This window comes from Pseudomonas sp. PDM21 (assembly GCF_014852505.2).
Lineage (GTDB): Bacteria > Pseudomonadota > Gammaproteobacteria > Pseudomonadales > Pseudomonadaceae > Pseudomonas.
In genome coordinates, this window is sequence record NZ_CM181223.1 from 886,224 (window position 1) to 901,096 (window position 14,873).

Sequence of the window (14,873 nt, forward strand, 5' to 3'; positions counted from 1 at the left end):
GTAGCGGGTGTTCCGGCATCGTCATCAGGAGTAGTGGGCTCGGGAGCGCTGGCTTGCGCTCCCGATCCCCCGCGTGGCTACGCCTTGTGGGCGCAGCCGCGCGCGACCGTTACATCTGCTCGGCAGACTTGTCGGTCGGATTGGCGATCAGCTTCTTGAGCTCATCACTCATCGGGAAGTTGAGGTTCAGGTTCTTCGGCGGGATGGGCTGCATGAACCACTTGTCGTAGATCTTGTTCACTTCACCCGAGGCGAAGGTGTCGGAAATGGCCTTGTCGACCACCTTCTTGAACGGTGCGTCGCCCTTGCGAACCATGCACGCGTAGATCTCGTAGGACTGCGGCTTGCCGACCACGTGCCAGTCGTCGGGCTTCTTGGCCTTGGCCATTTCGCCGTAGAGCAGCGCGTCGTCCATCATGAAGGCCACGGCGCGGCCGGACTCGAGCATCAGGAAGGACTCGCCATGGTCCTTGGCCGAGATGATGTTCATGCCCATCTTCTGGTCGGCGTTCATCTGCTTGAGCAGGCGCTCGGAGGTGGTGCCGGCGGTGGTCACCACGTTCTTGCCCTTGAGGTCCGGGAAGTCGTTGATGCCCGAGCTGGTCTTGGTCAGCAGGCGGGTACCGACCTCGAAGATGCCGACGGAGAAGTCGACCTGCTTCTGGCGTTCGAGGTTGTTGGTGGTGGAGCCGCACTCGATGTCCACGGTGCCGTTCTGCACCAGCGGGATACGGGTCTGGGAGGTCACCAGGTTGTAGCGGACCTTGAGGTCGGGAACGTTCAGCTCTTTCTTCAGGGCTTCGACGACCTTGATCTGCAGGTCGTGGGAATAACCTTCCGGCTGACGCGGATCGCTGCCGAGGTAGGAGAAAGGAATGGAGGCGTCACGGTGGCCGAGGACGATGGTGCCGGAGTCCTTGATCTTCTTCAGGGTACCGGTGAGTTCTTCGGCGACGACGGGAGTGGCGAGCAGGGCCGCGACAATGGCGACGCCCAACGCACGGGGTGCGAAACGCATGGAGACTACCTCGACTGGTTGTGTTTGTTATTCAGTCCTGCGCCGACGAGGCTCACTCCAGGCCGGTCGCATGTTCGAGGTGGAGCAGAGCAGGCTCCGTGCCAAGCTTTTCCTGTTTTAGTAACTTATTGAATTATAAGGATTAATTTTTTTCCTTTGGGCGTGGTGAAGCAACGCCTCGTTCGGTCATCCGGATATTCGTGGAATTCTCGTTCGGAAATCCGAACGAGTCGCCCGTTCAGACGTCCGGCTGGCCGGCCCACTGGCCGCGCCGATATGGCTGGTCGCGATCGGCCAGGTGCGCGGCGATGCGCTCCAGTAACTGGTGCGTCGGGGCGCGCACGCCGGTGACCGCCTGGCCCAGCCCCAGCGCGATGATCAGCAGCAGAAGCGCGGGCTGGAAGGCCGGCAAGTGGATGCGCGTGGCGCCGAGGAAGGCTGCGCTGGTGCCCAGGCCCAGCGCCAGGCCGGCGTAGACTTCGGCCGGCGAGTGGACGTTGATCGCCAGCCGCGAGAGACCCACCAGCACCGCAATCAACGCCGCCAGCCCCGCAGCGGCGAGGCCGGCTCGCCGCGAGCTGAACAGCTGCGCGGCCAGGGTCGGCAGCACCGCGCCAGCCATCATGCTGTGACCGGAGATGCCGGTGAAATTCAGGTTCGGAATTCCGATTCCCCAGCCCATGAAGGCCAGCTTCGAACCCACCACCAGCGCGGTCGAGAGTCCGAACAGCAGCGCCCACAGCCCGGCCTTGGCGGTCTCGCGGCGGTACAGCAGCCAGCAGAAGACGAACACGGCGGCTGGCGCCAGCAGGGAGCTGTCGCCGAGGCGGGTGATCAGGGGCCAGAAGGTCATGGGGCGTCGGATGGGGGCGAAGGTTGGCAACGGTAGCACAGGCTGGCGCCGTCACTGGGCGCCAGGCGACGGGATGAGCCCTTGGCCGTTATCCGGGGGCTGGCCCACAATGTGTCCCTCAGCCCTCAGCCCTCAGCCCTCAGGAATGCCTGCCATGGAAATGGAAAACCCCTACCGCGCCCCGGAAGCCCCGCTGGTCGAGGAGCGTGCCGGCGCCGAGCAGGCCAATCGATTCTTCGTCATCTCCATCACCAAGATGATCGTGCTCTACGTGGCGACGCTGGGGCTGTTCAACCTGTACTGGATGTACAAGCACTGGTCGATCCAGAAACCGCACATGCCGGGCAAGATCAACCCGCCGCTGCGCAGCCTGTTCATGATCTTCTATATCCACTCCCTCGCCCGGCGTGTGCATGAGGCCTTGCCCGAAGAGCAGCGCAAGGGCTGGAGCTACAGCAGCGATGCCACCTGGGCGGTCGTGCTGCTGATCGTCTCCAATGTCGCCGACAAACTGACCAGCCGCATTCCCGAGCTCAGCCACTACAGCCTGCCGTTCATCGTCCTGGGGCTGGTGCCGCTCATTCCGCTGACGAACATCCAGCGCCGCGCCAATGAGGCCAGCGGTGATCCGCTGGGCCAGGGCAATGCTTCGATCACCCGCTACAACCTGCCATTCCTGATCCTCGGCGGTCTACTCTGGGTGCTGATCGTGATCGGCTCGGTGGCGGAGTTCGCCGGCGTCGCCTGAGTGACCCTCGCGGCGCAGCAGTTCGCGCTTGCGCGGCAGACCCCAGCGATAACCACCTTCGCCGGCGCCGCCGACCACGCGGTGGCAGGGCACCAGCAGGCCGACATTATTGCTGGCGCAGGCACGGGCGATGGCGCGTGGGTGCGTGCCCAACTGTTCGGCCAGTTCGCCATAGCGCCGCGTCTCGCCGCTGGGAATGCGCGTGAGGGCGCGCCAGACGCGCAGCTGGAAGGCGCTGCCGTGCAGGTCAAGCGGCAGGTGCGCGGCCTGTTCGGGTTCCTCCAGCTGGGTAATTACCTCGCGCAACCAGTCGCCCAGGCCGGCGTCGTCGCGGCTGCGTTCGGCGGCGCTGAAGCGCTCGGCCAGCTGGCGCTCCAGTTCGTCGGCCTCATCGGCGAAGAGCAGGGCGCACACGCCCTTGTCGGTGGCCGCCAGCAGCACCAGCCCGAGCGCGCAGGGCGCGATGGCGTAGCGCAGGCGCTCGCCGGCGCCTTTCTGACGGCGTTGCGCGGGGCTCAGCGGCGTGGCGCTTTCATACAGGGCGCGGGTGCCGGAGTAGCCGGCCTCAAGTGCAGCGTCGAGCACCGAGCGCGCTTGCGGCAGGACAGCGGCCAGGCGCTGCTCGCGGCGGGATTCCGCCCAGGCCCGTGGCGTGAGGCCGGTGCGGGCCTTGAAGGCGCGGGCCAGGTGCGAGGCGGACAGGCCGATGCGCCCGGCGAGCTCCTCCAGCGTCAGCGGCTTCTCGGCCTTGTCGAGCAGCGCGCAGGCCGCGGCGACCAGCGCATCCAGTTGTTCGCGCGGGCTCGGGCCGCGTGGCGAACAACGCTTGCAGGGGCGGAAGCCGGCGGCCTCGGCCGCTTCGGGCGCGGCGTGGAAGGCCACGTTTTCCCTTGATGGCCGGCGGGCCGGACAGTTCGGCCGACAGTAGACACCGGTGGAGCGCACGCTGAAGACGAAGCGCCCCTCGTAGCGTTCATCGCGCTCGCAGACCGCCTGCCAGCAGCGCTCGGGGTCAAGTCGGGTGATCGTCATGGCAGCTCTCCGGGGCAATGGCTGTTGGGGCGATTGTCCGTCCCGACACGAAGTGCAGCAATCCGCATCGCGTTTTCAAACTCGAAGCGCGGCGGCAGGGGCTACGCTTGCTGGGTATTCCCTGAAGAAGACCCCATGTCCTTGCGCCGATTCTGCCTGTGCTGCCTTCTGCTGCTGCTCGCGCTGAGCGCCCAGGCCCGTGCCGCGAGCCTGGCGCTGAGCGAGCAGGAGCGAGCCTTCATTTCAGCCCACGAGCCGATCCGCGTCGGCCTGTTCCGCGCCGGCTGGCCGCCGTTCGAGGTGATCGACGAGTTCGACCAGTTCCACGGCATCAGCGCCGATTACCTGCAGTTGCTGTCCGAGCGCCTGGGGATGAAGGTCCAGCCGGTGCTCTACAACACCTGGGAGGAGGTGCTGGCAGCGGTGAAGGCTGGCGAGGTGGATCTGCTGCCGTCCATGGCGGCTACCGAGGAACGCCAGCATTTCCTGAGTTTCACCCAGCCCTACGTCACCACCAGCAGCCTGATCTTTGCCCGGCGCGACAGCACCATCCGTACGCTGGACGACCTGTCCGGCCGCCGCGTGGCCGTTGAGCAGGGCTATGCCGTCCATGAACTGCTGACCAAGGCTGTGCCGGGGATCGACTTCGTGCTGGTGGAGGACTCCCCCAGCGCGCTCAAGGCGGTCTCCACCGGGCGCGCCGATGCCTATGTCGGCAACCTCATCACCACCACCTTCCTGATCGAGCAGCTCAGCCTTTCCAACATGGAGGTGCGCGGCGACAGCGGGCTGGGCAACAGCCAGGTGCGCTTCGCCACGCGCAAGGCGCTGGAGCCGCTGGTGCCGCTGCTGGACCGCGCGCTGGGCAACATCACCCGCAACGAGCAGGAGGCGATCCAGGCGCGCTGGCTGCCGTCGCTGGATGTCTTCGACTGGATGAACCTGCTGCAGATCGCCTGGCCGTGGGTGGTGGGTTTCCTCGCCCTGCTGACCTTCGTTCTGGTGTGGAACCGCCGGCTGTCGATCCAGGTGACCGAGCGCGCCCGCGCCGAGGCGGAGGAGCGGCGCCAGCGCAGCACGCTGCTGGCACTGATCAACTCGATCCCCGATCCGATCTGGTTCAAGGACACCCAGGGCCGCTACCTGGGAGTCAACCAGGCGTTCGCCGACTGTCTGGGGCGCGCGCCGGAGGACATAGTCGGGCGCAGCGACCAGCAAATGTTCAGCCGTGCCGCCGGCACCGGACGCCAGGAGCGCGACCGCCAGGCGCTGACCGAGCGCGAGCCCTACGCCAGCGAAGGCTGGGTGGTCTATCCCGATGGCCGGCGGGTGCTCTTCGATACCCTGCGCAGCGCCTTTCATGACGATCAGGGCCGGTTGCTCGGGCTGGTGGGCGTCAGCCGTGACGTTACCGCGCGCAAGTCCACCGAGCTGGCACTGGCGGAGGCCCGTGACCTGGCCGAAGAGGCCGCGCAGCTCAAGAGCGACTTCCTGGCCAACATGAGCCATGAGATCCGCACGCCGCTGAACATCATCATCGGCCTGGCGCACCTGCTCCAGGAAACCACCCTGGACCCGCAGCAGGTGGACTACCTGGGCAAGATCCAGGGGTCGGGCCAGTACCTGCTGGAGCTGATCAGCGACATCCTCGACCTGTCCCGTGTGGAGGCCGGCAAGCTGGAGTTCGAACACATCGGCTTCGACCTTGAGCGCCTGCTCGGCGAACTGTTCGACCTGTTCAACATCCGTGCGGCGAGCAAGGGCCTGGCGGTGCGCTGCGAGATCGACCCACGGGTGCCCGCCCAGGTGGTGGGCGATTCGCTGCGCCTGCGGCAGATCCTGATGAACTATGGCAACAACGCGCTGAAGTTCACCGAGCAGGGCGAGGTGGTGCTGATCGTCCGCCTGGAAGACGAGGACGAAGACAGCCTGCAGCTCTACTTCGCCTTCCGCGACACCGGCATCGGCATCACCGAGCCGCAGCAGGAGCGCCTGTTCGAATCCTTCCAGCAGGCGGACAGCTCGATCACCCGCCGTTATGGCGGCTCCGGCCTGGGCCTGGCGATCTGCAAGAAACTGGCGGAGGCGATGGGCGGCAGCGTCGGGGTGGAAAGCGAGCCGAATCGCGGCAGCCTGTTCTGGTGCCGGCTGCCCATGGGCCGGGTGGACGACTCGGTCAGCCTGAGCCTGCAGAACATCAGCCACGAACCGCTGCCGGTGCCCATGTTGCCGGCGGCCTCGGCTGCTCCGGCGCTGCTGGAGAGCGGCAATGTCGCCGAAGTCGAGCAGGTCTGCCGGCGCCTGGCGCACCTGCTGGCGGCGGACGACCCGCGCGCCGGACGGTTGCTCGGCGAACGTGCAAGCCTGCTGCGCAGCGTCTTCAATGAGGGCTACGAAGGCATTGCCACGAGCGTGCGGCGTTTCGAATTCGAGCGGGCCCTGGAAAGTCTGGTGAATCTCGCGAGGGAGCGCGACATCCGGATCTGACGGGGCGGATAGACAAGAAAGGTGCGACAGGAACACGCGGACAGGGCCGTGGTCCGATCACCCATGGCATGTCACGAATCTGACCGATGCGAGGAGTTGCGATGGATAGCATGCTGGACCGGCCGGAGCAGGAGATGATCCTGGTGGTGGACGATCAGCCCGACAACCTGATGCTCATGAGCGAGCTGCTCATGGACCGCTATCAGGTGCGCGTCGCCTCCAGCGGGCCGAAGGCGCTGCGCCTGATGCAGAGCGACCCGCGCCCGGACCTGGTGCTGCTCGACATCATGATGCCGGAGATGGACGGCTACGAAGTCTGCCGCCAGCTCAAGGCCGACCCGCTGACCCGCGACATCCCGGTGATCTTCCTCACCGGCATGGTCAGCGCCGCCGATGAGCAGAAGGGCCTGGACCTGGGCGCGGTGGACTACCTGACCAAGCCGATCAGCCCGCCGGTGACCCTGGCGCGCATCCGCGCGCACCTGAGCCTCAAGGCCAACGCCGACTTCCTGCGCGACAAGAGTGAGTACCTGGAACTCGAGGTGCGCCGTCGCGCCCGCGAGCTGCAGGCCATCCAGGACGCCACCCTGGAAGCCATGGCGACCCTCTGCGACCTGCGCGACAACCCACACAGCAACCACCTGGTGCGCATCGAACACTACATGCGACTGCTGGGCAGCTCGCTGTCCCTGCACCACGAGTACTCCACCGAACTGTCGGTGGAGAACATCGAGTTGCTGGTGCGCTCGGCGCAACTGCACGATATCGGCAAGGTCGCCGTGCCCGACCGCATCCTGCACAGCCCCGGCCAACTGGAAGAGGCCGACCGGCTGATCCTCGAAAGCCACACCACCGTCGGACGTGACGCCCTCGAGGCGGCCGAGCGCAAGCTGGGCTCCCCGGCGGAATTCCTGCGGTACGCCAAGGAGATCGCTTACAGCCATCATGAACACTGGGACGGCAGCGGCTTCCCCGAGGGGCTGGCCGGCGAGCAGATTCCGCTGGGCGCGCGGATGCTCTCGCTGATCGACTGCTACGACGAACTCACCTGCCGCCACGCCTACCGCACCTCGCTGACCCCGGAGGAAGCCGCCGGGCGCATCAAGGCGGGCGCCGGCAAGCAGTTCGACCCGCGCGTGGCCGAGGCCTTCAGCGAGGTCGCCGAAGGCTTCGCCAACATCGCCCAGCGCTACGCCGACAGCGACGAGGCGCTGGGGCTGGAGCTGCAGCGGCTGGAAGACGCGGTGGTGGAAAGCATCGAGCTGACGCCGCCTGAACCCTGATCGCGCTGGGCGGTTGTCGAGGATTGCCGTATAAGGAGCGCAGCGCCCCAGAGAGGTACGCCAGGAAGCCTGATGAAAACCCCGAAACGCCTGGAGCCGTTGATCGAAGACGGCCTGATCGATGAAGTATTGCGCCCGCTGATGAGCGGCAAGGAAGCAGCGGTCTACGTGGTGCGCTGCGGCGCCGAGCTGCGCTGCGCCAAGGTCTACAAGGAAGCCAACAAGCGCAGCTTCCGCCAGGCCGCCGAGTACCAGGAAGGCCGCAAGGTGCGCAACAGCCGCCAGGCCCGCGCCATGGCCAAGGGCACCAAGTACGGCCGCAAGGAGCAGGAAGACGCCTGGCAGAACGCCGAGGTGGCCGCGCTGTTCCGCCTGGCCAACGCCGGGGTGCGCGTCCCCAAGCCGTACGATTTCCTCGACGGCGTGCTGCTGATGGAGATGGTCGCCGACGAAGAGGGCGATGCCGCGCCGCGCCTGAACGACGTGGTGATGGAGCCTGAACTGGCCCGTGACTTCCACGAATTCCTCATCCGCCAGATCGTCATGATGCTCTGCGCGGGCCTCGTGCATGGCGACCTGTCGGAATTCAACGTGCTGGTCGGCCCGGACGGCCCGGTGATCATCGACCTGCCGCAGGCCGTGGACGCCGCCGGCAACAACCACGCCTTCCGCATGCTCGAGCGCGACGTGGGCAACATGGCCGCCTACTTCGGCCGCTTCGCCCCGGAGCTCAAGTACACCCACTACGCCAAGGAAATGTGGGCCCTCTACGAGGACGGCAAGCTGCAGCCGGACACCCCGCTGACCGGGCACTTCGACGATCCGGAAGACGAGGCGGACGTGGATTCGGTGCTGCGTGAGATTGCCGAGGCCATGCGCGAGCAGGAGCGCCGTGAAGCCGGCCGCGCCGCCCAGGATGCCCCGCAGCAACGCGACGAGCCTCCGCCTCCGCCGTGGGAGCAGGCCTGAACCCATTGCCCGGCGAATCTGAGCTGCTTGCACTGATCGCCGGGCAACCTGAACGCCTGCACCTGCTGCGCGTGGTGCGCGATCACGGCCCGCAAGGCGCCTGGGTCGCTGCCGGTTTCGTGCGCAACGCGGTGTGGGACGCCTTGCAGGGCTATGACGAGCCCACGCCGCTCAGCGATATCGATGTGTTGTACTTCGCGGCCGACAACCTGGAGCCCGAAGCGGACTGCGCCTGGGAGCTCCGGCTGCTGGAGGCCTGCCCGGACCAGCCCTGGTCGGTGCGCAACCAGGCGCGCATGCACCTGCGCAATGGCGATGCGCCCTACAGGGATTGCGCCGATGCGATGTGCCGCTGGCCGGAGGTCTGCACGGCGGTAGCGCTGCGACTGCGGGGGGATTCCCTGGAGCTGCTGGCGCCGTTGGGGATCGATGACCTCTGGGCGCTGCGGGTCCGGCCGACCGAGCATTTCCGCGCCAAACCGCACCTCTACCGCGAGCGTCTCGCCGCGAAGAACTGGCCGGCGCGCTGGCCGAAGCTGCGTATCGAGACCCTGTAAAGCCTTTTCGCCGAAATCGCCGTCATGCTCTGCGTAGGATGGGTGGCGCGCAGCGATACCCGTGCTGATGGTTTCCCGGGATTGATGGATATCGCTTCGCTCCACACCATCCTACTCACGGTTCCTTCTTGGGGCTGGGTACGGACTGTCTGGATTCCCGTCTGGTCCTGCGAAAGAACTGTAAGCCCACAACTGTATCCATACATTTCAGACGTGGGCTGTTAGTTTTGCCTCATCCCACCCCGAGCGCTCTGCCATGCCCCTCCGCCATGTTCTCCTCGCCCTGCTGGTCACCCTGATCTGGGGCGTCAACTTCGTCGTGATCAAGGTCGGCCTGCACGACTTCCCGCCGCTGCTGTTCTGCGCCTTGCGCTTCGCCCTGGCGGCGCTGCCGCTGATCTTCCTGCGCGGCCCGCTGCCGGCACCGTTCTGGCGTATCGTGCAGATCGGCGTGCTGCTGGGTGTGGTCAAGTTCGGCCTGCTGTTTGTCGGCATGCACATCGGCATGCCCGCCGGCCTGTCGTCGCTGGTGCTGCAGAGCCAGGTGTTCTTCACCGTGCTGATCGCCGCCGCCTTCCTCGGCGAGCGTCCCAGCCCGCGCGCACTGATCGGCCTGGCGCTGGCTGCCGGCGGTCTGCTGCTGATCGGCCTGGAGCGCCCCCTGGGCGACAGCCTGGTAGCCTTCCTGCTGGTGATTGCCGCCGCGCTGGCCTGGGCCTTCTCCAACATCGCCACCAAGCGATCCGGCGCCAGCGACATGCTGCGCCTGATCAGTTGGGTCAGCCTGATCCCGCCACTGCCGCTACTGGTCCTCTCGTGGATATTTGAAGGCCAGGAAGCCATCGAGCACGCCGTGCTGAACATCAACTGGACCGGCGCGGGAGCGCTGCTCTACATCGCTTTCCTCGCCACCACCGTCGGCTTCGGCCTGTGGAGCTTCCTGCTGCGCCGCTATCCGGCCAGCCAGGTCACGCCTTTCGCCCTGGCGGTACCGGTGTCGGGCCTGCTGTCGGGTTGGCTGTTCCTTGGCGAAGACCTCACCACCCAGGACTGGATGGCGTGCGTACTGGTCTTCGTCGGCCTGGCCGTGACGGTACTGCCGACTTCGCTGTGGCGCCGCCGCGCGGTGGCCAGCGCGTAGGGCGGATAAAGCGGAGCGCTTTATCCGCCGTTATCCGGCATGGCGGATAACGCTTGCGGCGTTATGCACCTTACGGGATGGAATAGCCTTCAGTGACGGCAATTCCCCGACTCCAGGTCCTTGAGGATCGGGCAGTCCGGCCGGTGGTCGCCCTGGCAGTGGTCGCTCAGCTCCTGCAGGGTGTCGCGCAGGCTGCTGAGTTCGGCGATCTTGCGGTTGAGTTCGTCGATGTGCCGTGCGGCCAGGGCCTTCACGTCGGCGCTGGCGCGGGAGCGGTCCTGCCAGAGGGCGAGCAGTTGGCCGACCTCTTCCAGCGAGAAGCCGAAGTCCCGCGAGCGGCGGATGAACGCCAGGGTGTGCAGGTCCTGTTCCCTGTAGTGGCGGTAGCCGCTGGCGCTGCGGCCGGCGGGGGTGAGCAGGCCGGTGGATTCGTAGTAGCGGATCATCTTCGCGGTCAGGCCGCTCTTTTTTGCCGCTTCGCCGATGTTCATGCCGATGTCTCCTGAACGAACGCCCCCGCTTCTCGGGCGGGGGCGTGGGGCTTATTGGTGATCACGTGGTTTCCAGCGCTTGAGCAGCAGGGCGTTGCTCACCACGCTGACACTGGAGGCGGCCATCGCCGCGCCGGCGACCATGGGGTTGAGCAGGCCGAAGGCGGCCAGCGGGATGCCCACCAGGTTGTAGATGAAGGCCCAGAACAGGTTCTGGCGGATCTTCGCGTAGGTGCGCCGGGAGATGTCCAGGGCTGCCGGAACCAGGCGCGGGTCGCCGCGCATCAGGGTGATGCCGGCGGCGTGCATGGCGACGTCGGTGCCGCCACCCATGGCGATGCCCACATCTGCCGCGGCCAGTGCCGGGGCGTCGTTGATGCCGTCGCCGACCATCGCCACGACCTTCCCTTCCTGGCGCAGCGTGCCGACCACGGCAGCCTTGTCGCCGGGCAAAACCTCGGCGTGTACGTCGTCCAGGCCCAGGGCGTCGGCCACGACCTTGGCGCTGCCACGGTTGTCGCCGGTGATCAGGTGACTGGCGATGCCGCGCTCGCGCAGGGCGTCGATGGCGGTTTTCGCGCCTTCCTTGAGGCTGTCGCCGAAGGCGAACAGGGCGATCACCCGTGCCTGCGGTTCGCGCTCGATGAGCCAGGACAGGGTGCGGCCTTCTGCTTCCCAGCGCTGCGCCGACTCAGTGAGCGCGCCGGGGTGCAGCCGGGCTTCGTCGAGCATCCGGCGGTTGCCCAGGGCCAGCAGGCGACCGTCGATGCGGCCTTGAATACCCCGCCCGGTCAGGGCCTGGGTGGCCTCGGCGGCGGCTGGGTTCAGGCTGCGATCAGCGCAGGCGTCGAGTACGGCGCGGGCCAGCGGGTGTTCGCTGCCGCGCTGCAGGGCGCCGGCCAGGGCAAGGGCTTCGGCCTCGTCGCCGTTCGCCGCAAGGTTGGTGATGCGCGGCTGGCCGGAGGTCAGGGTGCCGGTCTTGTCGAAGGCCACGGCGGTCACGGCGTGGGCGACTTCCAGGGCTTCGGCGTCCTTGATCAGGATGCCGTATTTCGCCGCGATGCCGGTACCGGCCATGATCGCGGTCGGGGTGGCGAGGCCGAGGGCGCAGGGGCAGGCGATGACCAGCACGGCCACGGCGTTGATCAGTGCCTGTTCCCAGCCGGCGCCGGCGATCAGCCAGCCGACCAGGGTGAGCAGGGCGATGCCGATCACCACCGGGACGAACACGTTGCTGACCTTGTCCACCAGCTTCTGGATCGGCGCCTTGGCGGCCTGGGCGTCTTCCACCAGGCGGATGATTCTGGCCAGCACGGTCTCGCCGCCCAGCGCGGTGGTCTTCACGCGCAGCACGCCTTCGCCGTTGATCGCACCGCCGGTGACCGGATCGCCGACGTCCTTGGGCACCGGCAGGCTTTCGCCGGTGATCAGGGCTTCGTCGGCGTGGCTCTGCCCGGCGAGGACTTCGCCGTCCACCGGGAAGCGTTCGCCGGGGCGCACCAGCACTTCGTCACCCAGGCGCAGTTCGGCGATGGCGACGTCTTCCTCGACGCCGTCCCGCACGCGGGTGGCGCGCTCCGGGCGCAGGGCCTCGAGGGCACGGATAGCGGCGGCGGTCTGGCGCTTGGCGCGGCTTTCCAGGTACTTGCCGAGCAGGATCAGGGTGATGACCACGGCGCTGGCTTCGAAGTACAGGTGCGGCATCTGCCCCGGAGCGGCGGCATACCAGAGGTACAGGCTCAGACCGTAGCCGGCGCTGGTGCCGAGGGCGACCAGCAGGTCCATGTTGCCGCTGCGGGCGCGCACTGCCTTGTAGGCGGACACATAGAAGCGTGCGCCGATAAGGAATTGCACGGGCGTGGCGAGGAGAAATTGCACCCAGGCCGGCAGCATCCAGTGCTGGCCGAACCAGTCGCCCACCATCGGCAGCACCAGCGGCAGGGACAGCAGGATGGCGGCGGCCAGCCACCAGCGCTCGCGCGCCAGACGGGCCACGGCCGGATCCACGGCGGGCTGATCGGGTTCGATGGGGCGGGCCTTGTAGCCCGCCTTGTCGACGGCGGTGATCAGCGCGGCGGCGTCTACCGCGCCGAGCAGTTCGACGTGGGCGCGCTCGCTGGCCAGGTTGACGCTGGCCGTGCGTACGCCGGGGACCTTATTGAGGGCGCGTTCGACGCGGCCGACGCAGCTGGCGCAGGTCATGCCGTCGATGGCCAGTTCCAGGCTGTGGGCCGGTACCTGGTAGCCGGCCTGTTCGACAGCGGCGACCAGCGCCGGCAGGGTCTCACCGCTGGATGGCGCGGCGAGCTGCACACGGGCCTGCTCGCTGGCGAGGTTGACGCTGGCGTTCTGCACGCCGGGCACTTTGCGCAGGGCGCGCTCGACCCGGCCTGCGCAACTGGCGCAGGTCATCCCGGAGACGGGGAGGTCGAGTTCGATGGGGTTGGCGCTGTTCATGGGGCTTCTCCCTGAAGTTCCCCGATAGCATCAACCTTGACACAAGGGTAAGGTCAACCCTCGTTCGCTGCCAGCTTGTCGCAGGTCAAAGCCGAGGCCGGGATCAGCTGCCGCTGGAGACCGGCATGAGATACAGCCCGCTCTCGCTGTTGGCGATGCGGAACTTGCGTACTTCGCCTGCGTGCAACTGTACCGACTGTGCGCGCAGCGGCTGGATGCCGCTGCGGCAGAGGCCGGAGTTGGCGGTCTGCAGGCGCAGGGAGACCTCGCCCGGGGGCAGGTTGAGGGCGATTTCGCCTTCGGGCTGCAGGCGCGAGACCTTTTCGTCCTGCACATACAGGTCGATGTCGCAGGCAGTGCCGGTATCCAGCCGTTCGCGGCTGACGATCAGCACGGCATAGGCCACCGGCTGGGCGTCGGGCACCGGCCAGGAGCCGGGCGTGCTTGGCGGTGGCGTGGCCGGGGAGGTGGGTACGGGCGGCGCCGAGGGTTCCTCGGGCATGCCATCGGCCCAGGCGCTCGAAGGCGGTCCGGCGAAGGGCAGGACGGCGGCGAAACCGGCGGCGATAAAAAGGGAACGGCGCATGGCGTACTCCGACGAGTCAGCTGTTTCCGCAGCTTGGCTGAGAGCCTGACGTAGGACAAGTGCAAGACGAGTGCGACGCGAGAGGCTTGACCTTGCCACGGTGGCAAGGTCGAGACTGCATCTAATGCTTCAATCCATCAGAGGAGAGATTCCATGCACACCTTCAATGTCAAAGGCATGAGCTGCGGCCACTGCGTGCGGGCCATCACCCAGGCGGTACAGGCACTGGACGCCGCGGCGGACGTGCAGGTCGACCTGGGCGCCGGTGAAGTCCGCGTTGCCAGCCGGCTGGACGAACCCGCGATCCTCGCGGCGATCCGCGAGGAAGGCTACGAGGCCGAGGCGGCCTGAGGATTCACCCCTTCCGGGCCGGCGTTCTGCCGGCCCTCACGCCTGTGCCGGGTGCCAGTCGCGCACCAGGCCACGGAACACGGCGTCGAACAGTTCGCGGGTTTCCTGCAGCGGATCGAACAGGGCCGGGTCGCGCAGCCAGTCGCTGAGCAGGCCGAAGATCATCGCGTGCACCGCGCGCGAGGCAATCTTGGGTGTCACGCCGGGCATCAGGCGCGTGCGGCAATCCTCGCGGCTGAACAGTTGCTCGCACAGCTCGATGAACTGCCGGACGAACTGGTTGTGGCGTTCCTCGGCATCGCGCAGCTCATCGGTGAACTCGCAACGCTGCAGGAGGATGGTGAGGATGCGTCGGCGCTGCTCGTCGCGGGCGAGGTTCTCGACCACTTCCACGCTGAGCTGGAACAGCGATTCGATCGGGTCGTGACCGTCGCACCCGGACAGCCGCTGCGCCAACTGCTCAGGCGGCAGGCGGACCTGGTTGAGCATGTCGTTGAACAGGTGCGCCTTGTTCTGGAAGTGCCAGTACACCGCCCCGCGGGTGACGCCAGCGGCGCGCGCGATCTCTTCCAGGCTCGTATTTGAGACGCCTTTCGCAAAGAAAAGGCCTTCAGCCGAGTCGAGAATCGTCTGACGGGTTCGTTCCGAATCTTCTTTAGTTCTTCGCATGGCGCTTGGTGGTATACAGGCTAGGATCACTGGGTGACAGGCAGTTTACTGATTTTATTGCGCTAACAGTGCTTTACAGACACTGGCGTAGGTAAAAGTCACGCAGTCGTCGTCCTTTTGGGGTTCCGCCGTCAGTTATTTCCATGGAGAGGTTACATGCCGTTTGCCCGTCGTTTGCCCGTCGCGCTTGCTGTCGTTGGGTTGCCAGTCCTGTTCGCTGCCTGGGCCCAG

13 protein-coding genes and 1 pseudogene are annotated in these 14,873 nt (G+C 66.8%); 7 read left to right on the forward strand and 7 right to left on the reverse strand.

Translation table 11 applies throughout. From position 1 onward, the window contains the following. Window positions 1–109: 109 nt before the first annotated feature. Together IB275_RS04340 and IB275_RS04345 are read right to left on the reverse strand one after the other, a co-directional pair. Window positions 110–1,018 carry a glutamate/aspartate ABC transporter substrate-binding protein gene (locus tag IB275_RS04340; protein WP_045217115.1) on the reverse strand — a complete coding sequence of 303 codons (909 nt, stop codon included), beginning with the start codon at window positions 1,016–1,018 and terminating at the stop codon, window positions 110–112. 238 nt (window positions 1,019–1,256) lie between these two features. After that, the gene (locus tag IB275_RS04345) at window positions 1,257–1,871 is read right to left on the reverse strand and encodes a phosphatase PAP2 family protein (protein ID WP_192290281.1); all 615 of its coding nucleotides are present in this window, start codon (window positions 1,869–1,871) and stop codon (window positions 1,257–1,259) included. A 154-nt stretch (window positions 1,872–2,025) separates the two neighbouring features. Between IB275_RS04345 and IB275_RS04350 the strand changes: the two genes are divergently transcribed. Continuing rightward, on the forward strand, window positions 2,026–2,619 hold the full coding sequence (locus IB275_RS04350; RefSeq protein WP_192290279.1) for an MFS transporter permease: 594 nt from the start codon (window positions 2,026–2,028) through the stop codon (window positions 2,617–2,619). Here IB275_RS04350 and ada read toward each other — a convergent pair. Beyond that, a complete protein-coding gene (ada, locus tag IB275_RS04355; protein ID WP_192290277.1) occupies window positions 2,563–3,651 on the reverse strand; it encodes a bifunctional DNA-binding transcriptional regulator/O6-methylguanine-DNA methyltransferase Ada in 1,089 nt (362 codons plus the stop codon). The genes IB275_RS04350 and ada overlap by 57 nt on opposite strands. 135 nt (window positions 3,652–3,786) lie before the next feature. On the opposite strand from ada, the gene IB275_RS04360 reads away from it, so the two are divergent. The 5 genes and pseudogenes from IB275_RS04360 to IB275_RS04380 all read left to right on the forward strand — a co-directional run. Beyond that, window positions 3,787–6,138: an ATP-binding protein gene (locus IB275_RS04360; RefSeq protein WP_192224629.1), complete on the forward strand. Its 2,352-nt coding sequence runs from the start codon at window positions 3,787–3,789 to the stop codon at window positions 6,136–6,138. 101 nt (window positions 6,139–6,239) lie between these two features. Further along, window positions 6,240–7,421 carry a two-component system response regulator gene (locus tag IB275_RS04365; protein WP_192290275.1) on the forward strand — a complete coding sequence of 394 codons (1,182 nt, stop codon included), beginning with the start codon at window positions 6,240–6,242 and terminating at the stop codon, window positions 7,419–7,421. 72 nt (window positions 7,422–7,493) lie between these two features. Then, on the forward strand, window positions 7,494–8,390 hold the full coding sequence (locus tag IB275_RS04370; RefSeq protein ID WP_045217128.1) for a PA4780 family RIO1-like protein kinase: 897 nt from the start codon (window positions 7,494–7,496) through the stop codon (window positions 8,388–8,390). A 5-nt stretch (window positions 8,391–8,395) separates the two neighbouring features. After that, window positions 8,396–8,947 carry a nucleotidyltransferase family protein gene (locus IB275_RS04375; protein WP_192290273.1) on the forward strand — a complete coding sequence of 184 codons (552 nt, stop codon included), beginning with the start codon at window positions 8,396–8,398 and terminating at the stop codon, window positions 8,945–8,947. Window positions 8,948–9,203: 256 nt separating this feature from the next. Then, window positions 9,204–10,089 (forward strand): annotated as a pseudogene (locus IB275_RS04380) (EamA family transporter); the annotation flags it as partial. Between the two features lie 88 nt (window positions 10,090–10,177). Here the strand turns inward: IB275_RS04380 and cueR are convergent. The 3 genes from cueR to IB275_RS04395 form a co-directional block, all read right to left on the reverse strand. Next, a complete protein-coding gene (gene cueR / locus IB275_RS04385; protein WP_192290269.1) occupies window positions 10,178–10,579 on the reverse strand; it encodes a Cu(I)-responsive transcriptional regulator in 402 nt (133 codons plus the stop codon). A 51-nt stretch (window positions 10,580–10,630) separates the two neighbouring features. Next, entirely contained in the window at window positions 10,631–13,036 is a 2,406-nt protein-coding gene (locus IB275_RS04390; RefSeq protein ID WP_192290267.1) for a heavy metal translocating P-type ATPase, read from the reverse strand. 103 nt (window positions 13,037–13,139) lie between these two features. Beyond that, window positions 13,140–13,622 (reverse strand): hypothetical protein, encoded by a 483-nt coding sequence (locus tag IB275_RS04395; RefSeq protein ID WP_192290265.1) that lies wholly within the window; start codon window positions 13,620–13,622, stop codon window positions 13,140–13,142. A 153-nt stretch (window positions 13,623–13,775) separates the two neighbouring features. Here IB275_RS04395 and IB275_RS04400 point away from each other — a divergent pair, with 153 nt between their 5' ends. After that, complete coding sequence (locus IB275_RS04400) at window positions 13,776–13,973, forward strand: heavy-metal-associated domain-containing protein (protein WP_081517296.1); 198 nt, start codon at window positions 13,776–13,778, stop codon at window positions 13,971–13,973. Between the two features lie 36 nt (window positions 13,974–14,009). On the opposite strand, the gene IB275_RS04405 is transcribed toward IB275_RS04400, so the two are convergent. After that, window positions 14,010–14,642 carry a TetR family transcriptional regulator gene (locus IB275_RS04405; RefSeq protein ID WP_081517297.1) on the reverse strand — a complete coding sequence of 211 codons (633 nt, stop codon included), beginning with the start codon at window positions 14,640–14,642 and terminating at the stop codon, window positions 14,010–14,012. Window positions 14,643–14,873: the final 231 nt, after the last annotated feature.

Coding starts and splice junctions, on each gene's coding strand:
- IB275_RS04370 (WP_045217128.1), top strand. CDS start 7,494: ATGAAAACCCCGAAACGCCTGGAGCCGTTGATCGAAGACGGCCTGATC.
- IB275_RS04400 (WP_081517296.1), top strand. CDS start 13,776: ATGCACACCTTCAATGTCAAAGGCATGAGCTGCGGCCACTGCGTGCGG.
- IB275_RS04405 (WP_081517297.1), bottom strand. CDS start 14,642: ATGCGAAGAACTAAAGAAGATTCGGAACGAACCCGTCAGACGATTCTC.
- IB275_RS04345 (WP_192290281.1), bottom strand. CDS start 1,871: ATGACCTTCTGGCCCCTGATCACCCGCCTCGGCGACAGCTCCCTGCTG.
- cueR (WP_192290269.1), bottom strand. CDS start 10,579: ATGAACATCGGCGAAGCGGCAAAAAAGAGCGGCCTGACCGCGAAGATG.
- IB275_RS04350 (WP_192290279.1), top strand. CDS start 2,026: ATGGAAATGGAAAACCCCTACCGCGCCCCGGAAGCCCCGCTGGTCGAG.
- IB275_RS04360 (WP_192224629.1), top strand. CDS start 3,787: ATGTCCTTGCGCCGATTCTGCCTGTGCTGCCTTCTGCTGCTGCTCGCG.
- IB275_RS04395 (WP_192290265.1), bottom strand. CDS start 13,622: ATGCGCCGTTCCCTTTTTATCGCCGCCGGTTTCGCCGCCGTCCTGCCC.
- IB275_RS04390 (WP_192290267.1), bottom strand. CDS start 13,036: ATGAACAGCGCCAACCCCATCGAACTCGACCTCCCCGTCTCCGGGATG.
- IB275_RS04340 (WP_045217115.1), bottom strand. CDS start 1,018: ATGCGTTTCGCACCCCGTGCGTTGGGCGTCGCCATTGTCGCGGCCCTG.
- IB275_RS04365 (WP_192290275.1), top strand. CDS start 6,240: ATGGATAGCATGCTGGACCGGCCGGAGCAGGAGATGATCCTGGTGGTG.
- ada (WP_192290277.1), bottom strand. CDS start 3,651: ATGACGATCACCCGACTTGACCCCGAGCGCTGCTGGCAGGCGGTCTGC.